At 62.6% G+C, this 14,100-nt stretch carries 10 protein-coding genes; 6 read left to right on the forward strand and 4 right to left on the reverse strand.

What is annotated here, in order from left to right; translation table 11 throughout:
- Window positions 1–132 precede the first annotated feature (132 nt).
- The 3 genes from VGG47_RS06895 (at window position 133) to alaS (ending at window position 5,624) form a co-directional block, all read left to right on the forward strand.
- Window positions 133–1,359 carry an argininosuccinate synthase gene (locus VGG47_RS06895; RefSeq protein ID WP_331536795.1) on the forward strand — a complete coding sequence of 409 codons (1,227 nt, stop codon included), beginning with the start codon at window positions 133–135 and terminating at the stop codon, window positions 1,357–1,359.
- Between the two features lie 379 nt (window positions 1,360–1,738).
- On the forward strand, window positions 1,739–2,791 hold the full coding sequence (gene recA, locus VGG47_RS06900) for a recombinase RecA (RefSeq protein WP_331536797.1): 1,053 nt from the start codon (window positions 1,739–1,741) through the stop codon (window positions 2,789–2,791).
- Between the two features lie 190 nt (window positions 2,792–2,981).
- Window positions 2,982–5,624, forward strand: coding sequence for an alanine--tRNA ligase (alaS, locus tag VGG47_RS06905; protein ID WP_331536800.1), 2,643 nt, complete (start codon window positions 2,982–2,984; stop codon window positions 5,622–5,624).
- Window positions 5,625–5,759: 135 nt separating this feature from the next.
- Here alaS and VGG47_RS06910 read toward each other — a convergent pair whose 3' ends face one another.
- Window positions 5,760–6,683: an SMP-30/gluconolactonase/LRE family protein gene (locus VGG47_RS06910; protein ID WP_331536803.1), complete on the reverse strand. Its 924-nt coding sequence runs from the start codon at window positions 6,681–6,683 to the stop codon at window positions 5,760–5,762.
- Between the two features lie 29 nt (window positions 6,684–6,712).
- The gene (locus tag VGG47_RS06915; protein ID WP_331536804.1) at window positions 6,713–8,011 is read right to left on the reverse strand and encodes an MFS transporter; all 1,299 of its coding nucleotides are present in this window, start codon (window positions 8,009–8,011) and stop codon (window positions 6,713–6,715) included.
- Between the two features lie 307 nt (window positions 8,012–8,318).
- Between VGG47_RS06915 and VGG47_RS06920 the strand changes: the two genes are divergently transcribed.
- The gene (locus VGG47_RS06920) at window positions 8,319–8,987 is read left to right on the forward strand and encodes an aspartate/glutamate racemase family protein (protein ID WP_331536806.1); all 669 of its coding nucleotides are present in this window, start codon (window positions 8,319–8,321) and stop codon (window positions 8,985–8,987) included.
- Between the two features lie 25 nt (window positions 8,988–9,012).
- On the opposite strand, the gene VGG47_RS06925 is transcribed toward VGG47_RS06920, so the two are convergent.
- Window positions 9,013–9,891 carry a LysR substrate-binding domain-containing protein gene (locus VGG47_RS06925; protein ID WP_331536808.1) on the reverse strand — a complete coding sequence of 293 codons (879 nt, stop codon included), beginning with the start codon at window positions 9,889–9,891 and terminating at the stop codon, window positions 9,013–9,015.
- 136 nt (window positions 9,892–10,027) lie between these two features.
- Here VGG47_RS06925 and VGG47_RS06930 point away from each other — a divergent pair, with 136 nt between their 5' ends.
- Window positions 10,028–11,422 (forward strand): chloride channel protein, encoded by a 1,395-nt coding sequence (locus VGG47_RS06930; protein ID WP_331536810.1) that lies wholly within the window; start codon window positions 10,028–10,030, stop codon window positions 11,420–11,422.
- A gap of 40 nt (window positions 11,423–11,462) precedes the next feature.
- A complete protein-coding gene (locus VGG47_RS06935) occupies window positions 11,463–12,131 on the forward strand; it encodes a CBS domain-containing protein (RefSeq protein WP_331536812.1) in 669 nt (222 codons plus the stop codon).
- Between the two features lie 150 nt (window positions 12,132–12,281).
- On the opposite strand, the gene VGG47_RS06940 is transcribed toward VGG47_RS06935, so the two are convergent.
- A complete protein-coding gene (locus VGG47_RS06940) occupies window positions 12,282–14,042 on the reverse strand; it encodes a glucan ABC transporter ATP-binding protein/ permease (RefSeq protein ID WP_331536814.1) in 1,761 nt (586 codons plus the stop codon).
- Between the last annotated feature and the right edge of the window lie 58 nt (window positions 14,043–14,100).

Here is a 14,100-nt window from a genome sequence, read left to right on the forward strand (position 1 = left end):
CTTTTTGAAAAAAGCGGCGCAAAAACTTTTGGCGAAGCTGGGCCATGGGCGTTGTCGGGGACAACGCCCATGGCCCGTAAAAAAGCCGGGAGCCTGATTGATTTAACGCAGTCATGCTCTAGAAACCGGGGCATGGAACAGAGCATCAAGAAAGTCGTTCTCGCCTATTCCGGCGGGCTGGATACCTCGGTCATTCTGCGCTGGCTGCAGAATACCTATAAATGCGAGGTCGTGACCTTCACCGCCGATCTCGGCCAGGGCGAGGAGCTCGAGCCCGCCCGCAAGAAGGCCGAGATGTTCGGCATCAAGCAGATTTTCATCGAGGATCTGCGCGAGACCTTCGTCAAGGATTTCGTTTTCCCGATGTTCCGCGCCAACGCGCTGTATGAGGGCCAGTATCTGCTCGGCACCTCCATCGCCCGGCCGCTGATCGCGCAGCGCCAGATCGAGATCGCCGAAATGGTCGGCGCCGACGCCGTGGCCCACGGCGCCACCGGCAAGGGCAACGACCAGGTCCGCTTCGAGCTCGGCTATTACGCGCTGAACCCCAACATCCGCGTGATCGCGCCGTGGCGCGAATGGGACCTGACCAGCCGCACCAAGCTGATCGAATACGCTGAGGCGAACCAGATCCCCATCACCAAGGACAAGCGCGGCGAAGCGCCGTTCTCGGTGGACGCGAACCTGCTGCACTCCTCCTCCGAGGGCAAACTGCTCGAGGACCCGGCGCAGGAGCCCGAAGAGATCGTCTACCAGCGGACCATTTCCCCACTCGACGCCCCCGACGTGGCGACGGAAATCTCCATCGATTTCCAGCACGGCGACGCGGTGGGCCTCAACGGCGAAGCGCTGAGCCCGGCCACCATCCTCACGCGCCTGAACGCCTATGGGCGGGAAAACGGCATCGGCCGGCTGGACCTGGTGGAAAACCGCTTCGTCGGCATGAAGTCCCGCGGCGTGTACGAAACCCCCGGCGGCACCATCCTGCTCGCCGCGCATCGCGCCATCGAGAGCATCACGCTCGACCGCGAGGCCGGGCACCTCAAGGACAGCCTGATGCCGCGCTATGCCGAGCTGCTCTATAACGGCTTCTGGTTCGCCCCGGAGCGGCGCATGCTGCAGGCGCTGATCGACGCCTCCCAGGCCTCGGTTACCGGCACGGTGCGGCTGAAGCTCTATAAGGGCAACGTGATCGTCACCGGCCGCGAGAGCCCGAACTCGCTGTACTCGACCCGCATGGTGACCTTCGAGGACGATGCCGGCGCCTATAACCAGCAGGATGCGGCGGGCTTCATCAAGCTGAACTCATTGCGCCTGCGCCTCGGCGCCACGATCGGCCGCCGCGGCGGGGCGCTGTAGGAAGAACAAGGAAGGCTACTTTTTGTGAACAAAAAGTAGCAAAAAAAACTTTGCTATGCTGGGCCTGAGGCGTTGTCGCCGACACCGCCCATGGCCCAGCATAATAAAAGTTTTTGCGCCGCTTTTTTCAAAAAGCGGCTACTTTCTAAGCCGGCGGGAACTCCCGCCGGGGAACAAACTCTGAACAATTAGTTAACTTCCCTGTTGCTATTTTGTTCTCCCCATGCCAGCACTGCACCAGCAGCGTCCCCAAGGATTCGCTCTGGTATTTCAAAGGAATCACGCTATGGTTGTATCGACATCGACACAAAAGCGGCGCGCCGCAGCGCCCGCGTCGGTTTCGGACGCTGCAGAGACCCCAACCAGCAGGAAGCCGGACATGGAAAAGAACAAAGCCCTGGATGCCGCGATGGCGCAGATCGAGCGGGCCTTCGGCAAGGGTTCCATCATGCGCATGGGCGCGAAGGGCACCTCCGAGCAGATCGAGGTCATCTCCTCCGGGTCGCTCGGCCTTGACTTAGCACTCGGCATCGGCGGCCTGCCGCGCGGCCGCGTGGTCGAGATCTACGGCCCGGAAAGCTCGGGCAAGACCACCCTCGCTTTGCACGCCATCGCCGAGGCGCAGAAACGCGGCGGCGTCTGCGCCTTCATCGATGCCGAGCACGCGCTCGACCCGACCTATGCCCGTAAACTCGGCGTCGATGTCGACAATCTGCTGATCTCGCAGCCCGATACCGGCGAGCAGGGTCTGGAGATCGCCGACACGCTGGTGCGCTCCGGCTCGATCGACGTGCTGGTGGTCGATTCCGTCGCCGCCCTGGTGCCGCGCGCTGAGCTGGAAGGCGAAATGGGGGACTCCCATGTCGGCCTGCACGCCCGCCTGATGAGCCAGGCGCTGCGCAAAATCACCGGCTCGGTGGCGCGCAGCAATACCATGTTGATCTTCCTCAACCAGATCCGCCTGAAGATCGGCGTGATGTTCGGCAACCCGGAAACCACGACCGGCGGCAACGCCCTGAAATTCTACGCCTCGGTCCGCATGGAGATCCGCCGCACCGGGTCGATCAAGGACCGCGAGGAAGTCACCGGCAACCATACCCGCGTGAAAGTGGTGAAGAACAAACTGGCCCCGCCCTTCCGGCAGGTCGAGTTCGACATCATGTTCGGCGAAGGCATCAGCAAGATGGGCGAACTCGTAGATCTCGGCGTGAAGGTCGGTGTGGTGGAGAAATCCGGCGCCTGGTTCAGCCATGACAGCCAGCGCATCGGCCAGGGCCGCGAAAACGCCAAGCAGTTCTTGCGCGAAAACCCGAAAATGGCCGACGCGATCGAGAAGAAGATCCGCGAGCAGTCCTCGACCATCTCCGAGGCGCTGATGGTCGCCGATACCGGCGACAGCGACAGCGAGACCGACGCCGAGGCGGCGGACTGAGAAAGCAGCCGCTTTTTAAAAAAAGCGGCGCAAAAATTTTTGTATGCTGGGCTTGGGGCGGTGTCGGGGACAGCGCCCATGGCCCAGCATAACAAAGTTTTTTTGCTACTTTTTGTTCACAAAAAGTAGTCTTCCCTTTCGCTTGTCTGAGATACTTGGCGAAAACCTCGCCAGCCTGTAATGCCGCAGCATGTTCTCAAGCAACGACATCCGCGCGACGTTCCTGAATTATTTCGCCCGCAACGGCCATCAGGTCGTGCCCAGCGCTCCGCTGGTGCCGCGCAACGATCCCACCCTGCTGTTCACCAATGCTGGCATGGTGCCCTTCAAGAACGTCTTCACCGGCCAGGAGAAGCGCCCTTATGTGCGCGCCACTTCGTCGCAGAAATGCGTGCGCGCCGGCGGCAAGCATAACGACCTGGACAATGTCGGCTACACCGCCCGGCACCACACCTTCTTCGAGATGCTGGGGAACTTCTCCTTCGGCGACTATTTCAAGGAACAGGCGATTTTCCACGCCTGGACGTTGCTGACCAAGGATTTCGGCCTGGACAAGGACCGTCTCCTCGTCACCGTCTACCACACCGACGATGAGGCCGCCGGCCTATGGAAAAAGATCGCCGGCCTGCGGGATGAGAAGATCATCCGGATCCCGACCGACGATAATTTCTGGAAGATGGGCGATACCGGCCCGTGCGGCCCCTGCTCGGAAATCTTCTACGATCATGGCCCCGGCATCGCCGGCGGGCCGCCCGGCAGCCCGGATGAGGATGGCGACCGCTTCATCGAGATCTGGAACCTCGTGTTCATGCAATACGAGGAAGGCCCGCCCGGCACGCGCGTCGCGCTGCCGCGCCCCTCGATCGATACCGGCATGGGGCTGGAGCGCTTCGCCGCCATCCTGCAGGGCAAGCACGACAATTACGACACCGACACGCTGCGCGCGCTGATCCTGGCTTCCGCCGAGGCCACCGGCCAGGACCCGGACGGCAAGTTCCGCATGAGCCACCGCGTCGTCGCCGACCATCTGCGCAGCACCTCCTTCCTGATCGCCGACGGCGTGCTGCCCTCCAACGAAGGCCGCGGCTATGTGCTTCGCCGGATCATGCGCCGCGCCATGCGCCATGCGCATCTGATGGGCGCGGCGGAGCCGCTGATGTACCGCCTGGTGCCCGCCCTCACCCGCCAGATGGGCCAGGCCTTTCCGGAACTCACCCAGGCCGAGGCGTTGATCACCGAGACGCTGAAGCTCGAAGAGAACCGCTTCCGCGCCATGCTCGACCGCGGCATTTCGCTGCTGCGCGACGAAGCCGCCACCGTGCCCACCGGCGGCGCGCTCTCCGGCGCCGTCGCCTTCAAGCTGTATGACACCTATGGCTTCCCCCTCGACCTCACCCAGGATGCCCTGCGCGAGGAGCAGAAATCGGTGGACATTGAGGGCTTCAACGCCGCGATGGCGGAGCAGAAAAAACGCGCCCGCGCGGCCTGGGCCGGTTCCGGCGAGGCCGCGACCGAGACCGTCTGGTTCGAGCTGAAGGAACAGCTCGGCGGCACGGAATTCCTGGGCTACGCCACCGAAGGCGCGGAAGCCGCCATCACCGGCCTGGTGGTCGACGGCCAGCCGACCGACGAGGCGCTGCCGGGCCAGGCGGTCGCCCTCATCCTCAACCAGACGCCCTTCTACGCCGAGAGCGGCGGCCAGGTGGGCGATACCGGCATCATCACCGGCCCGGACGACCTGCGCATCCGCATCACCGACACGCAGAAGAAGCTGGGCGAGCTGTTCGTGCATCTCGGCACGGTGGAAGCCGGCACGGCGCGGGTCGGCGGGACGGTGGTGGCCCGCGTCGACCATGAGCGCCGCAGTGCCATCCGCGCGCACCATTCCGCGACGCATCTGCTGCACGAGGCGATGCGCCGGCATCTCGGCACGCATGTGACCCAGAAGGGCTCGCTCAACGCGCCGGACCGGCTGCGCTTCGATATTTCTCAGCCGCGCCCGGTCACGGCCGAGGAGCTGGCGCTGGTCGAGCGCGAGGTGAACGCCCGCATCCGCGAGAATGCCGAGGTCACGACCCGGCTGATGACGCCCGACGAGGCGGTGAAGCTCGGCGCCATGGCGCTGTTCGGCGAGAAATACGGTGACGAGGTGCGCGTCGTCACCATGGGCGCGCCGGAAGAAGGCACCGACAAATCGGCCTATTCCATCGAGCTCTGTGGCGGCACCCATGTCACCCGCACCGGCGATATCGGCCTGTTCCGGATTGTCTCCGAGGGCGCGGTCTCGGCCGGCGTCCGCCGCATCGAGGCGCTGGCCGGCGCTGCCGCCATCGCCTCCGTCGAGGATGCCAACCGCTTGCTGGCGGAAGCCGCCGCAGTGCTGAAAGCGCAGCCGTCGGAACTCCCCACCCGCATCACCCAGCTGCAGGAAGACAAGAAGCGGCTGGAACGCCAGCTCTCCGAGCTGCAGAAAAAGCTCGTCCTCAGCACCGCCACGGAATTTGAAATGGTCGGCGGCCTGAAACTCATCGCCCGCCATGTCGGCGAGATCCCCGCCAAGGAGCTGCGCCCCATCGCCACGGACCTGCTGAAGGGGCTGGGCTCCGGCGTGGTCGCGCTCATCTCCACGGCGGACCAAAAAGCCGCCATCGCGGTCGCGGTCTCGGACGATGTCAGCGCCGCGCATGGCGCCGTGGATCTGGTGCGCGCCGCGGCCGTGGCCGTGGGCGGCTCCGGCGGTGGCGGCAACAAGACCATGGCGCAGGCCGGCGGCCCCGACGGCGGCAAGTGGGAGGCGGCCCTCGCGGCCATCCGCAGCACCATCACCGCCTAAAGAAAGCGGCCGCTTTTAAAAAAGCGGCGCAAAATTTTTGTTATGCTGGGACATGGGCGTTGTCCCCGACAACGCCCATGTCCCAGCATAACAAAGTTTTTTTGCTACTTTTTGTTCACAAAAAGTAGTTCTTACTTAGTCTTGCTGAGAAAACATCTTCTTCCCCGGCACGTCGAGCGACGCCACGAGGATGCTGCCGCTGCCGGATTCGGTGATGTAGAGGTCTTTGCCCTCAGGACCGCCGAAGGCCACGTTGGTGGTGTGCAGTTCGGCGCAGGTGCGGACGCGGTAGACCGGCTCGCCGATGCGGTCGACGACCCAGACCGAGCCCATGCCGACATGCGCGATGGCGAGCCGGCCTTCGGAGTCGAGCGCGAGCCCGTCCGGGCCGCCCCAGCCGCCGGAGAGTTGCACGAACACACCGACCTTCGCGACGCCGCCATCCGGCGTAAAGGGCACGCGCCAGACGCAGTTGCCGCGGGTCACCGCGACATAGAGCATCGACTCGTCGAGATTTGCCACGATGCCGTTCGGGCTGGGCACGTTGTCAAGGAGGCAGTCCACGCGCCCGCTTGGCGTCACGCGGAAGACGCGCCCTGTGGGGTCGTGCAGGCCGGTCAGCCCCTGGTCGGTGAAGTAGAGCGTACCGTCGGCGCCGAAGAAAAGATCGTTCACCGCCTTGAAGCGCTCGAGCTGGGCACGCACCAGATAGGGGCGGACCTTGCCGCTCACCGGGTCCATTTCCATGATGCCGTTCTTATAGTCGGCGATGAAAATGCGCCCATCCTTGTGGAACTTCAGCCCGTTCGGCCAGCCGTCATACTCGGCCGCCTTGTGGAAGGTCCCGCTTTTATCGATGCGGTAGATGCGGCCGTTGGGCAGATCAACGCACCAGAGATTGCCCTCCCGGTCGAAGGACGGGCCTTCGAGGAGCGAGGTCGCCGGGCTGCCGCCGGGCTGGAATTTTACCCACTCGTTCTCGGCCGTCGCGTTGCGGAACTCGTCGGGCAAGCGGGCGAAAACTCTCGTTGGCACATCGGCGGGCGGTTTGAAGAACATCTTTGGCTCCGGGTCGTGAAAGCGGGAGATCAGGCCGCGCGGGCGGCGCTGTATCCGGTGGTGTTGCGCGCGAACAGCAGGCAGGAGGCGCAGCCGATGACAAGCAGCGCGCCCGCCAGCGCGAAGGCCATCTCGTAATCATGCGTCTCCGCGATGACATAGCCAGTCACGATCGGCGCGAGGAGGCCGAAGACGTTGCCGCCAAAGATCAGCACGGCGGTGGCGCGGCCAATATCGGCCGCCGAATCCAGCAGGTCGCTGAGCAGCGCGATGTTGAGCGCAACGGCGGTCGAGACGCCGGTGAGCGCGATCATGATCAACACGAGAATAACATAGACGTTAGAGATCGCGGGGGCGGCGAGGATCACCGCCGAGCAGAGCATCGTCCCCGCGACCATCGTACGGCGCCGCGACCGACGCTCCGTCCGACCCTTCAGCAGCCGGTCGCTGAGCAGCCCCAGCAGCACCGCGAGCACGACGGCGCCGAAGAAGGGCAGCGCCATCAGCGTGCCGCTCTTCAGCATGGTCATGCCCTTCTGCGCCTGCAGATAGCTCGGCAGCCAGGTGAGGAAGAGATATTGCGTATAGACCGCGCAGCCCTGGGTCAGCATCAGCGCCCAGAGCGTCGGCCAGGCGAGCAGGCCGGCCAGGCCAAGCGCCGGCGCGTCCGGTGCTGCGGCAGCTTTGCCCGCATTGGCCGGGGCGCCGGCGACGGCGTTGCGTTCACGCAGGATCATATCGCGCTCGGGGCGCGCCAGCCAGGACGCACGCTCGGGCAGGCGATAGACGAACAGCCAGGCGACAAGCCAGACAAAGCCGAGCCCGCCGCAAAGGTAGAAGGCCATGCGCCAGCCGGCCGCCGCAACCAGCGCGGACAGCACGATCGCGCCGACCGCCGGGCCGAAATAAGCGCCGCTGTTGAACACGGTGGCGGCGATGCCACGCTCATGCGCGGGCATCCATTCCCGCAGCACGCGGCCGGCGGCGGGATAGGTCGTCGACTCGCCGATGCCCATGACGAGGCGCGAGGCGAGCAGAGCGCCGAAGCCGGTGGCAGCGCCGGTCACGATGGTCGCGGCCGACCAGAGCGCGATGCCGGCGGCGTTGATCGTGCGCGTCCCCAGACGATCGACCAGCACGCCCATCGGGATCAGGCAGACAACGTAGAGCCACAGGAAGGAAGAGAAAAGATAGCCGAGTTGGATCGAGCTCAGCCCGAACTCATGCGCAATGGATTTGCCCGAAACCGAGAGCGCGATGCGGTCGAGGTAGTTGATCATGTTAAGGACAAAGAGAAAAGCGAGAATCCAGATCCGTCGGCCGCGCAATATATTCCACCCTATGTTTTACTATTTTACTCTGCGTTAGAATTTCTCGGCTTGAAGCCGCCCGGCGCGGCGAAAACAACTAAATATTTTGTAACTTCCTGCAAGCTAGGAAGCAGCCGCTTTTTGAAAAAAGCGGCGCAAAAACTTCTTTATGCTGGGCCATGGGCGGTGTCGGCGACAACGCCATGGCCCAAGTTGATAAAGTTTTTTTGCTTCTTTTTGTTCACAAAAAGAAGCCTTTACCAACGTTGCGGGCACGGCATTCGGGGGTGTAGGAATCGGCTGTGAAGATGGAGAGGCGAACCCCATGCACATTGGCTTGATCGGCGGCATCGGACCGGCGGCGACAGAGTTTTACTACCGCGCGCTCGTGAAACTATATAAGCAGGCCGAAAGACAACTGGAGCTGACCATCGTCAATGCCGACGCGCGCGAGCTGGTGGGGCATTTGGAAGCCGGCGAATCGGCTGCCCAGGCTGCGATATTTGCCCGCTACATCGATCGGCTGAAGGCGGGGGGATGCGAGGCCGCCGCCATAACCTCGATGGGCGGGCATTTCTGCCTCAAGGACCTCGCTCCCATTTCGAGCCTGCCCCTGATCAGCGCGGTGACGGCCCTGGAGGAGTATTTTTCCGCTGCTGGCATCGGACGTGTCGGCGTGCTGGGTACGCGCGCCGTTATGGAGTCCGGCCTCTACGGTCTCTCCTCTGCAGAGGTGGTTACGGTTCCCGTGGACGAGCTGCAGACAGCGCACGCGCACTACACCGCGATCGCGGTCTCGGGACATGCAACCGATGAGCAGCGCGCCTATTTCGAGACGGCAGCGTCACGACTGATCAACAGCCACGGCGCGGAAGCCGTTGTGCTCGGCGGGACCGACCTCTTTTTAGCGTTCGACAAGCCCGGTTACCCGTACCGCATCGTGGATTCCGCCCAGGTTCATGCAGAGGCGATCGCGCGCGTCGGGCTGGGGTAAACAGTCGCCGACGCCTTTCCAATCGCTAAAAGCCTTTCGTGGCGACCCGCATCTGACTCAAACTTTCCAAAAGGACGTCTGCCAGGGCATTCGCCGCCTTATTGGTTTTACTTGGCCCCATCACGATAAATTCGATCTCTGCGAGGCGGGGGAGGAGATTTGAGGTATCCACAAATGATAGCCCGGGCGGGACGAGCTGCCCTGCATGTGGGATAACCCCCAGCCCCGCCATGGCAGCGGCGCGCAAGCCGCTAAGACTGCCGCTGGTGCACGCGATACGCCAACTGCGTCCCGCATCTTCCAGCGCGGCGAGTGCTAATTCGCGAGTCTTGCTGGGCGGCGGGAAGACGACGAGCGGCACCGGCGCAGCAGGATCCAGGGAAATATCGGGACGACCAATCCACCGCAAACGGTCGGCCCACGCGATCCGCCCCCGTTTGTCTCCCTCTCGACGTTTTGCCAGGATCAAATCCAGTTGTCCTGAATCGTATTTTTCATAGAGCTGCTCACTGAGCGCCACGGTCAATTCGAGGTCTATCGCGCTGTGGCCGGCGACAAACTCGGCGAGCACATCCCCCAGGGCCGAAAAGACAAAATCCTCCGAGGCGCCAAATCGTATTCGTCCCCGCAAATTTGCGGATGAGAGCTGCTGGCTTATCCGGGCGTTCGCCTGCAAGGCTCTGCGCGCAAACGGGAGAACGACATCACCATCGGTGGTGGTGGTCACCGCATGCGTATCACGGGCCAGGAGAAGTCTGCCGACCTGCTTCTCCAGGCGAGAGACATGTTGGCTCACCGTGGACTGGCTGAGGCCAAGTTGCCTTGCCGCGACGGTAAAGCTCTGCGCTTCGGCCACTGCGACAAAGCTGCGAAGTAATACCGGATCGAGAAATTCTGGTATCACGCCTGAACTCCGTTATTGCGATTCGTGAATTCCGTTATCCTCTGCAGCCACATACCAATTCGTTCGGTCAAATGATAGTGCCTCGCCCATGTCGTGAGGTGATCGCGATGCCCATGAGCAGCAGGATGGTGGCATAATGGAACGCCAGTTGAAGACGCCCCAGAGGATTGGTGAAGTCGCAAAGGCGGGCGCCACTCTCATCCGCACGGAAACACCGCGGCCATCCGCCGTAACGCGCGCAGTCGTGACCATACTCGTAGGTATTTCCGCGGGGTTATGCGGCATGGCACTCGCACTTCTCCTGCATGCCATTCAGCATATCGCATATGGATATAGTCTCGATGCTGTCATCGGTCCACAAAGTTTTCTGCAGGGCGTGAGTGGTGCCAAACCGGAACGCCGGGTCGCCGTCATGATGGTGTGCGGGCTTGTGGCAGGGTGCGGGTGGTGGTCGGTCTATCGCTTTGGCGCGCCACTGGTCAGCATCAAGAAATCCGTCGATGCATCAGGCTCTCGCATGCCCCTGGGCGCGACAACAAGCCATGCTCTGCTGCAGATCATAACCGTAGCGCTCGGCTCTCCCTTGGGGCGTGAGGTGGCGCCACGGGAGATGGGCGCCCTTCTCGCGGGGTGGCTTTCCCACAAGGCGGGCCTCAGTGCGGCCGATGTGAAGATCATGGTGGCGTGCGGTGCGGGTGCGGGCCTGGCCGCGGTTTATAACGTGCCTTTGGCTGGCGCGCTGTTTGCCCTGGAAGCCCTGCTGGGATCGTTCGCACCCGCGGCTGTTGTGCCGGCATTGTGCACCTCGGCGATCGCGACCGTCGTGGCCTGGGTGGGCTTGGGAGACGTCCCACAATATTCCATTCCGAAGCTGGAGGTCACGCCTTCTCTCGTCGTGCTTTCGGTCTTTTGCGGCCCGCTGTTCGGGTTGGCCGGTTATTGGTATTCGCAATTGGCGACCATCGTGCGCAAGAAGGCCCTCCGCGGCTGGCGGATGATCGTGGGATGTCTTGTTGTTTTCTGTGGTATCGGCGTTTTATCGATCCACTTTCCCCAACTGCTCGGAAACGGAAAGGGACCGCTTCAGGAGGGCTTTGATAGCAATCTTCCCCTGGATCTCGCGCTCCCCCTTCTGGCTGTTAAGCTCGTCGCCACCACGGGAAGCCTGTGGGCCGGCGGAGAAGGCGGCTTATTGACACCGGGCATGACCATCGGCGCATTGTTGGCAATCTGCCTTGCAAACATCTGGAACCTGGCGTTGCCAACGATTACACCAGGAGCATTCGCGATCATTGGCGCGACGGCATTTTTATCCTCCTCCATGAGAATGCCGATTACCGCAATCGCGCTCATCTTCGAATTCACCGGTGTCGGGCAGGACTTTTTCATTCCCATTTCCATCGCGGTGGCGGGGGCATCCCTGGTTCCGATCATTCAAGCGAGCCCACGTCCCTGGCACTCATTGGCCTTTGATTTTCGCGCCATGAAAGAAACAAATGGCACGAAAAAGCTGGGGGCAAATAATGCGTAGTTCGTCATTTTCTGGGTGTTCGATGATTGTATCAGACGTCATGAGTGGCACGCTTTTTACTGTGCGTCCGAATGACACAGTGCTTTCGGCTGTTCGAAAGATGCTTGATCTTCATTCAAGGGATCTTATGGTCGTTGACGAGAAGGAGAAGTTTTTGGGCGTCTTTACGGCGCGAGCGTTGACCACCCGTGCAGAGCTCGGTACGCATCGACAAGAAAAAAAATGGCTATCGGAATTTTTTCCACGATCAAGCGCCGCCTCAGAGTACGTGAAAAGTCACGGTCTCTACGTGCATAATGTCATGGTACAGAACGTTCCTGTCCTGCGTCCGGAGATGGAGCTGGCAAGAGCCGTCAGGATGATAAAGTACCACGACGTCAACTCCTTGCCTGTTGTCGTCGCGGGAAAATTTGTGGGCGTACTGCGTTACGCAGATCTTTTGAGGCCGTTGGAAATGACGTTGTCATCCAACGGCGCGAACGACGAACCCTCCGACAGCGCAATCCGCAAATCTATCCTTACGACTCTCGGCGCCGAGTTCTGGGCGCCGACCAGCGGCATCGAGGTTAGCGTATCAGAAGGCAGGGTATCGCTCGACGGCGTCGTATTCAGTGACGACGAGCGAAGGGCCATCGTTGTCGTGGCAACCGCGACGTATGGCGTAAGGGAAGTTCATGATGGCTTGGTGCGAAGCTATCAAGTGGAGTAGGAAGAAAGCAGCCGCTTTTTGAAAAAAGCGGCGCAAAAACTTTTGGCTATGCTGGGTCATGGGCGTTGTCAGCGCCAACGCCCATGACCCAGCATAAAAAAGTTTTTTTGCTACTTTTTGTTCACAAAAAGTAGTGCTTCCTTTTTCTTCCTACGCATTCGCGCCGCTCATGATCTGCGCGGCCACGAGGGCGGAAAAGTTTCCTTGTGCGGCCATCAGCTCCGTGAAGCTGCCGCGCTCGACGATGCGGCCTTGCGCGAACACGAGAATTTCGTCGGCGTCGCGGATGGTGGAGAGGCGGTGGGCGACGATGAAGCTGGTGCGGCCGACCATCAGCGTTCGCAAGGCACGGGAGACGTGCGCCTCGGTGGCGGCGTCGAGGGCGCTGGTCGCCTCGTCGAGCACCAGGATCGGCGGGTCCTTGAGGATGGCGCGGGCGATGGCGAGGCGCTGGCGCTGGCCGCCGGAGAGGTTGACGCCGCGCTCGCCGATCATCGTCTCGAAACCGTCCGGCTGGCGTTCGATGAACTCCAGCGCCTCGGCCATTTGGCAAGCGCGGCGTAGCTCGGCGCGGGTGGCGTTGGGCTTGCCGACCAGCAGGTTCTCAGCGATCGAGCGGTTGAACAGCAGGTTGTCCTGGAACACCACGCCGATGGCGCCGCGCAGGGAATCGAGGCTGACGTCGCGGATGTTCTGGCCGTCGATGGTGATGCGGCCGCTGGTGGGGTCCCAGTAGCGTTGCAGCAGCGCCATGGCGGTGGATTTGCCGGCACCGGTGGCGCCGACCAGGGCGACGACGCTGCCGGCCCGCGCCGTAAAGGATAGGTTCTGCACGGTGGGGACGCCGCTGACATAGGCGAAGCTGACCTGGTCGAAATGGACGTCACCGCCGGTGACGGTGAGGGCGGCGGCCGCTTGGGGCTCGGCGAGCGTGCTTTCGGCGTCGAGCACGGCGAAGAAATCGAACAAGGTCGGCATTTGCAGGAACAGCCGGGAGATGAAGCCCATGGCGCCGGTGAGGCGGCCGATCAGCAGCGTGGCGAAGCCCATGAAGGAGACGATGGCGCCGATGCTGGCGGCGCCCCGCAGGTGCAGGATGGTGCCGACCATGAAAATGGTGATGACGGTGATGGTGCTCGCGGCGGAGGTGACGACGCTGAGCACGGCCCACCAGTTGAGCACGGGAAACTGCTTGGTGAGCACCATCTCCCCGGTATCGCGGAATTTTTGCGCTTCGGCGGTGAGACGGGTGAAGGCCTGGACCACCAGCACATTGGCCAGCGCGTCCTGGGCGGTGCCGGCGAGCGCGGAGTGGTAGCTCTCGACCTGGCGCTGCGCGCTCTCGGTGCGGCTGATGGTGAGGATGGTGAAGGTGCAGAACACCACGACCAGCAGGATGAGCGCGAGGGCCAGCTGCCAGTTGAGGATGATGGTGAGCGGCAGAAGCACCAGCGTGGCGAGAAGGGTGGCGAGATGCTCGCGGAAGAAGGAGAGCCACATCCAGAACAGCGCGTCGGCCCCCGAGAGCATCATTTTCATCAGCCGCCCCGATTGTCGCTCGCGATGGAAGGCAGGGGGCATCGAGAGCACGTGGCGGAAATAGCGCGCCATGGCGGTGAGGCGGTTGCGGTGCGCCAGGCGCTCGGCTTGCACCGCCAGCATGATGCCGGCACCGATGCTGACGAGGCCGATGGCGGCCCAGATGGCGAGGAGCACTACCGCGTCGTTGATCACCGAGCGGTCCGCCATGGAGTCGGCGCGGGTGAGCAGGTTGATGACGCGGCCGAACAGCACCGGTTCGGCGAACTGGAAGATCATCACCATGAGATTGGCGAGCATGAGGCCGAGCGCCGTGGCACGGTCCGGCCGCAGGAGACCAAGGACACGCGCATAGACCCGGATGAACCTCATCGCGCGTTCCTGCACATCCGGCTCATTTAAGGGCGTTTTGCTGTCGGATGTAAGGCCC

This window comes from Acidocella sp. (assembly GCF_036489515.1).
In the GTDB taxonomy this organism is placed as follows: Bacteria; Pseudomonadota; Alphaproteobacteria; order Acetobacterales; family Acetobacteraceae; genus Acidocella.

Coding starts and splice junctions, on each gene's coding strand:
- alaS (WP_331536800.1), top strand. CDS start 2,982: ATGTTCTCAAGCAACGACATCCGCGCGACGTTCCTGAATTATTTCGCC.
- VGG47_RS06910 (WP_331536803.1), bottom strand. CDS start 6,683: ATGTTCTTCAAACCGCCCGCCGATGTGCCAACGAGAGTTTTCGCCCGC.
- VGG47_RS06920 (WP_331536806.1), top strand. CDS start 8,319: ATGCACATTGGCTTGATCGGCGGCATCGGACCGGCGGCGACAGAGTTT.
- recA (WP_331536797.1), top strand. CDS start 1,739: ATGGAAAAGAACAAAGCCCTGGATGCCGCGATGGCGCAGATCGAGCGG.
- VGG47_RS06935 (WP_331536812.1), top strand. CDS start 11,463: ATGAGTGGCACGCTTTTTACTGTGCGTCCGAATGACACAGTGCTTTCG.
- VGG47_RS06930 (WP_331536810.1), top strand. CDS start 10,028: ATGGAACGCCAGTTGAAGACGCCCCAGAGGATTGGTGAAGTCGCAAAG.
- VGG47_RS06940 (WP_331536814.1), bottom strand. CDS start 14,042: ATGAGGTTCATCCGGGTCTATGCGCGTGTCCTTGGTCTCCTGCGGCCG.
- VGG47_RS06895 (WP_331536795.1), top strand. CDS start 133: ATGGAACAGAGCATCAAGAAAGTCGTTCTCGCCTATTCCGGCGGGCTG.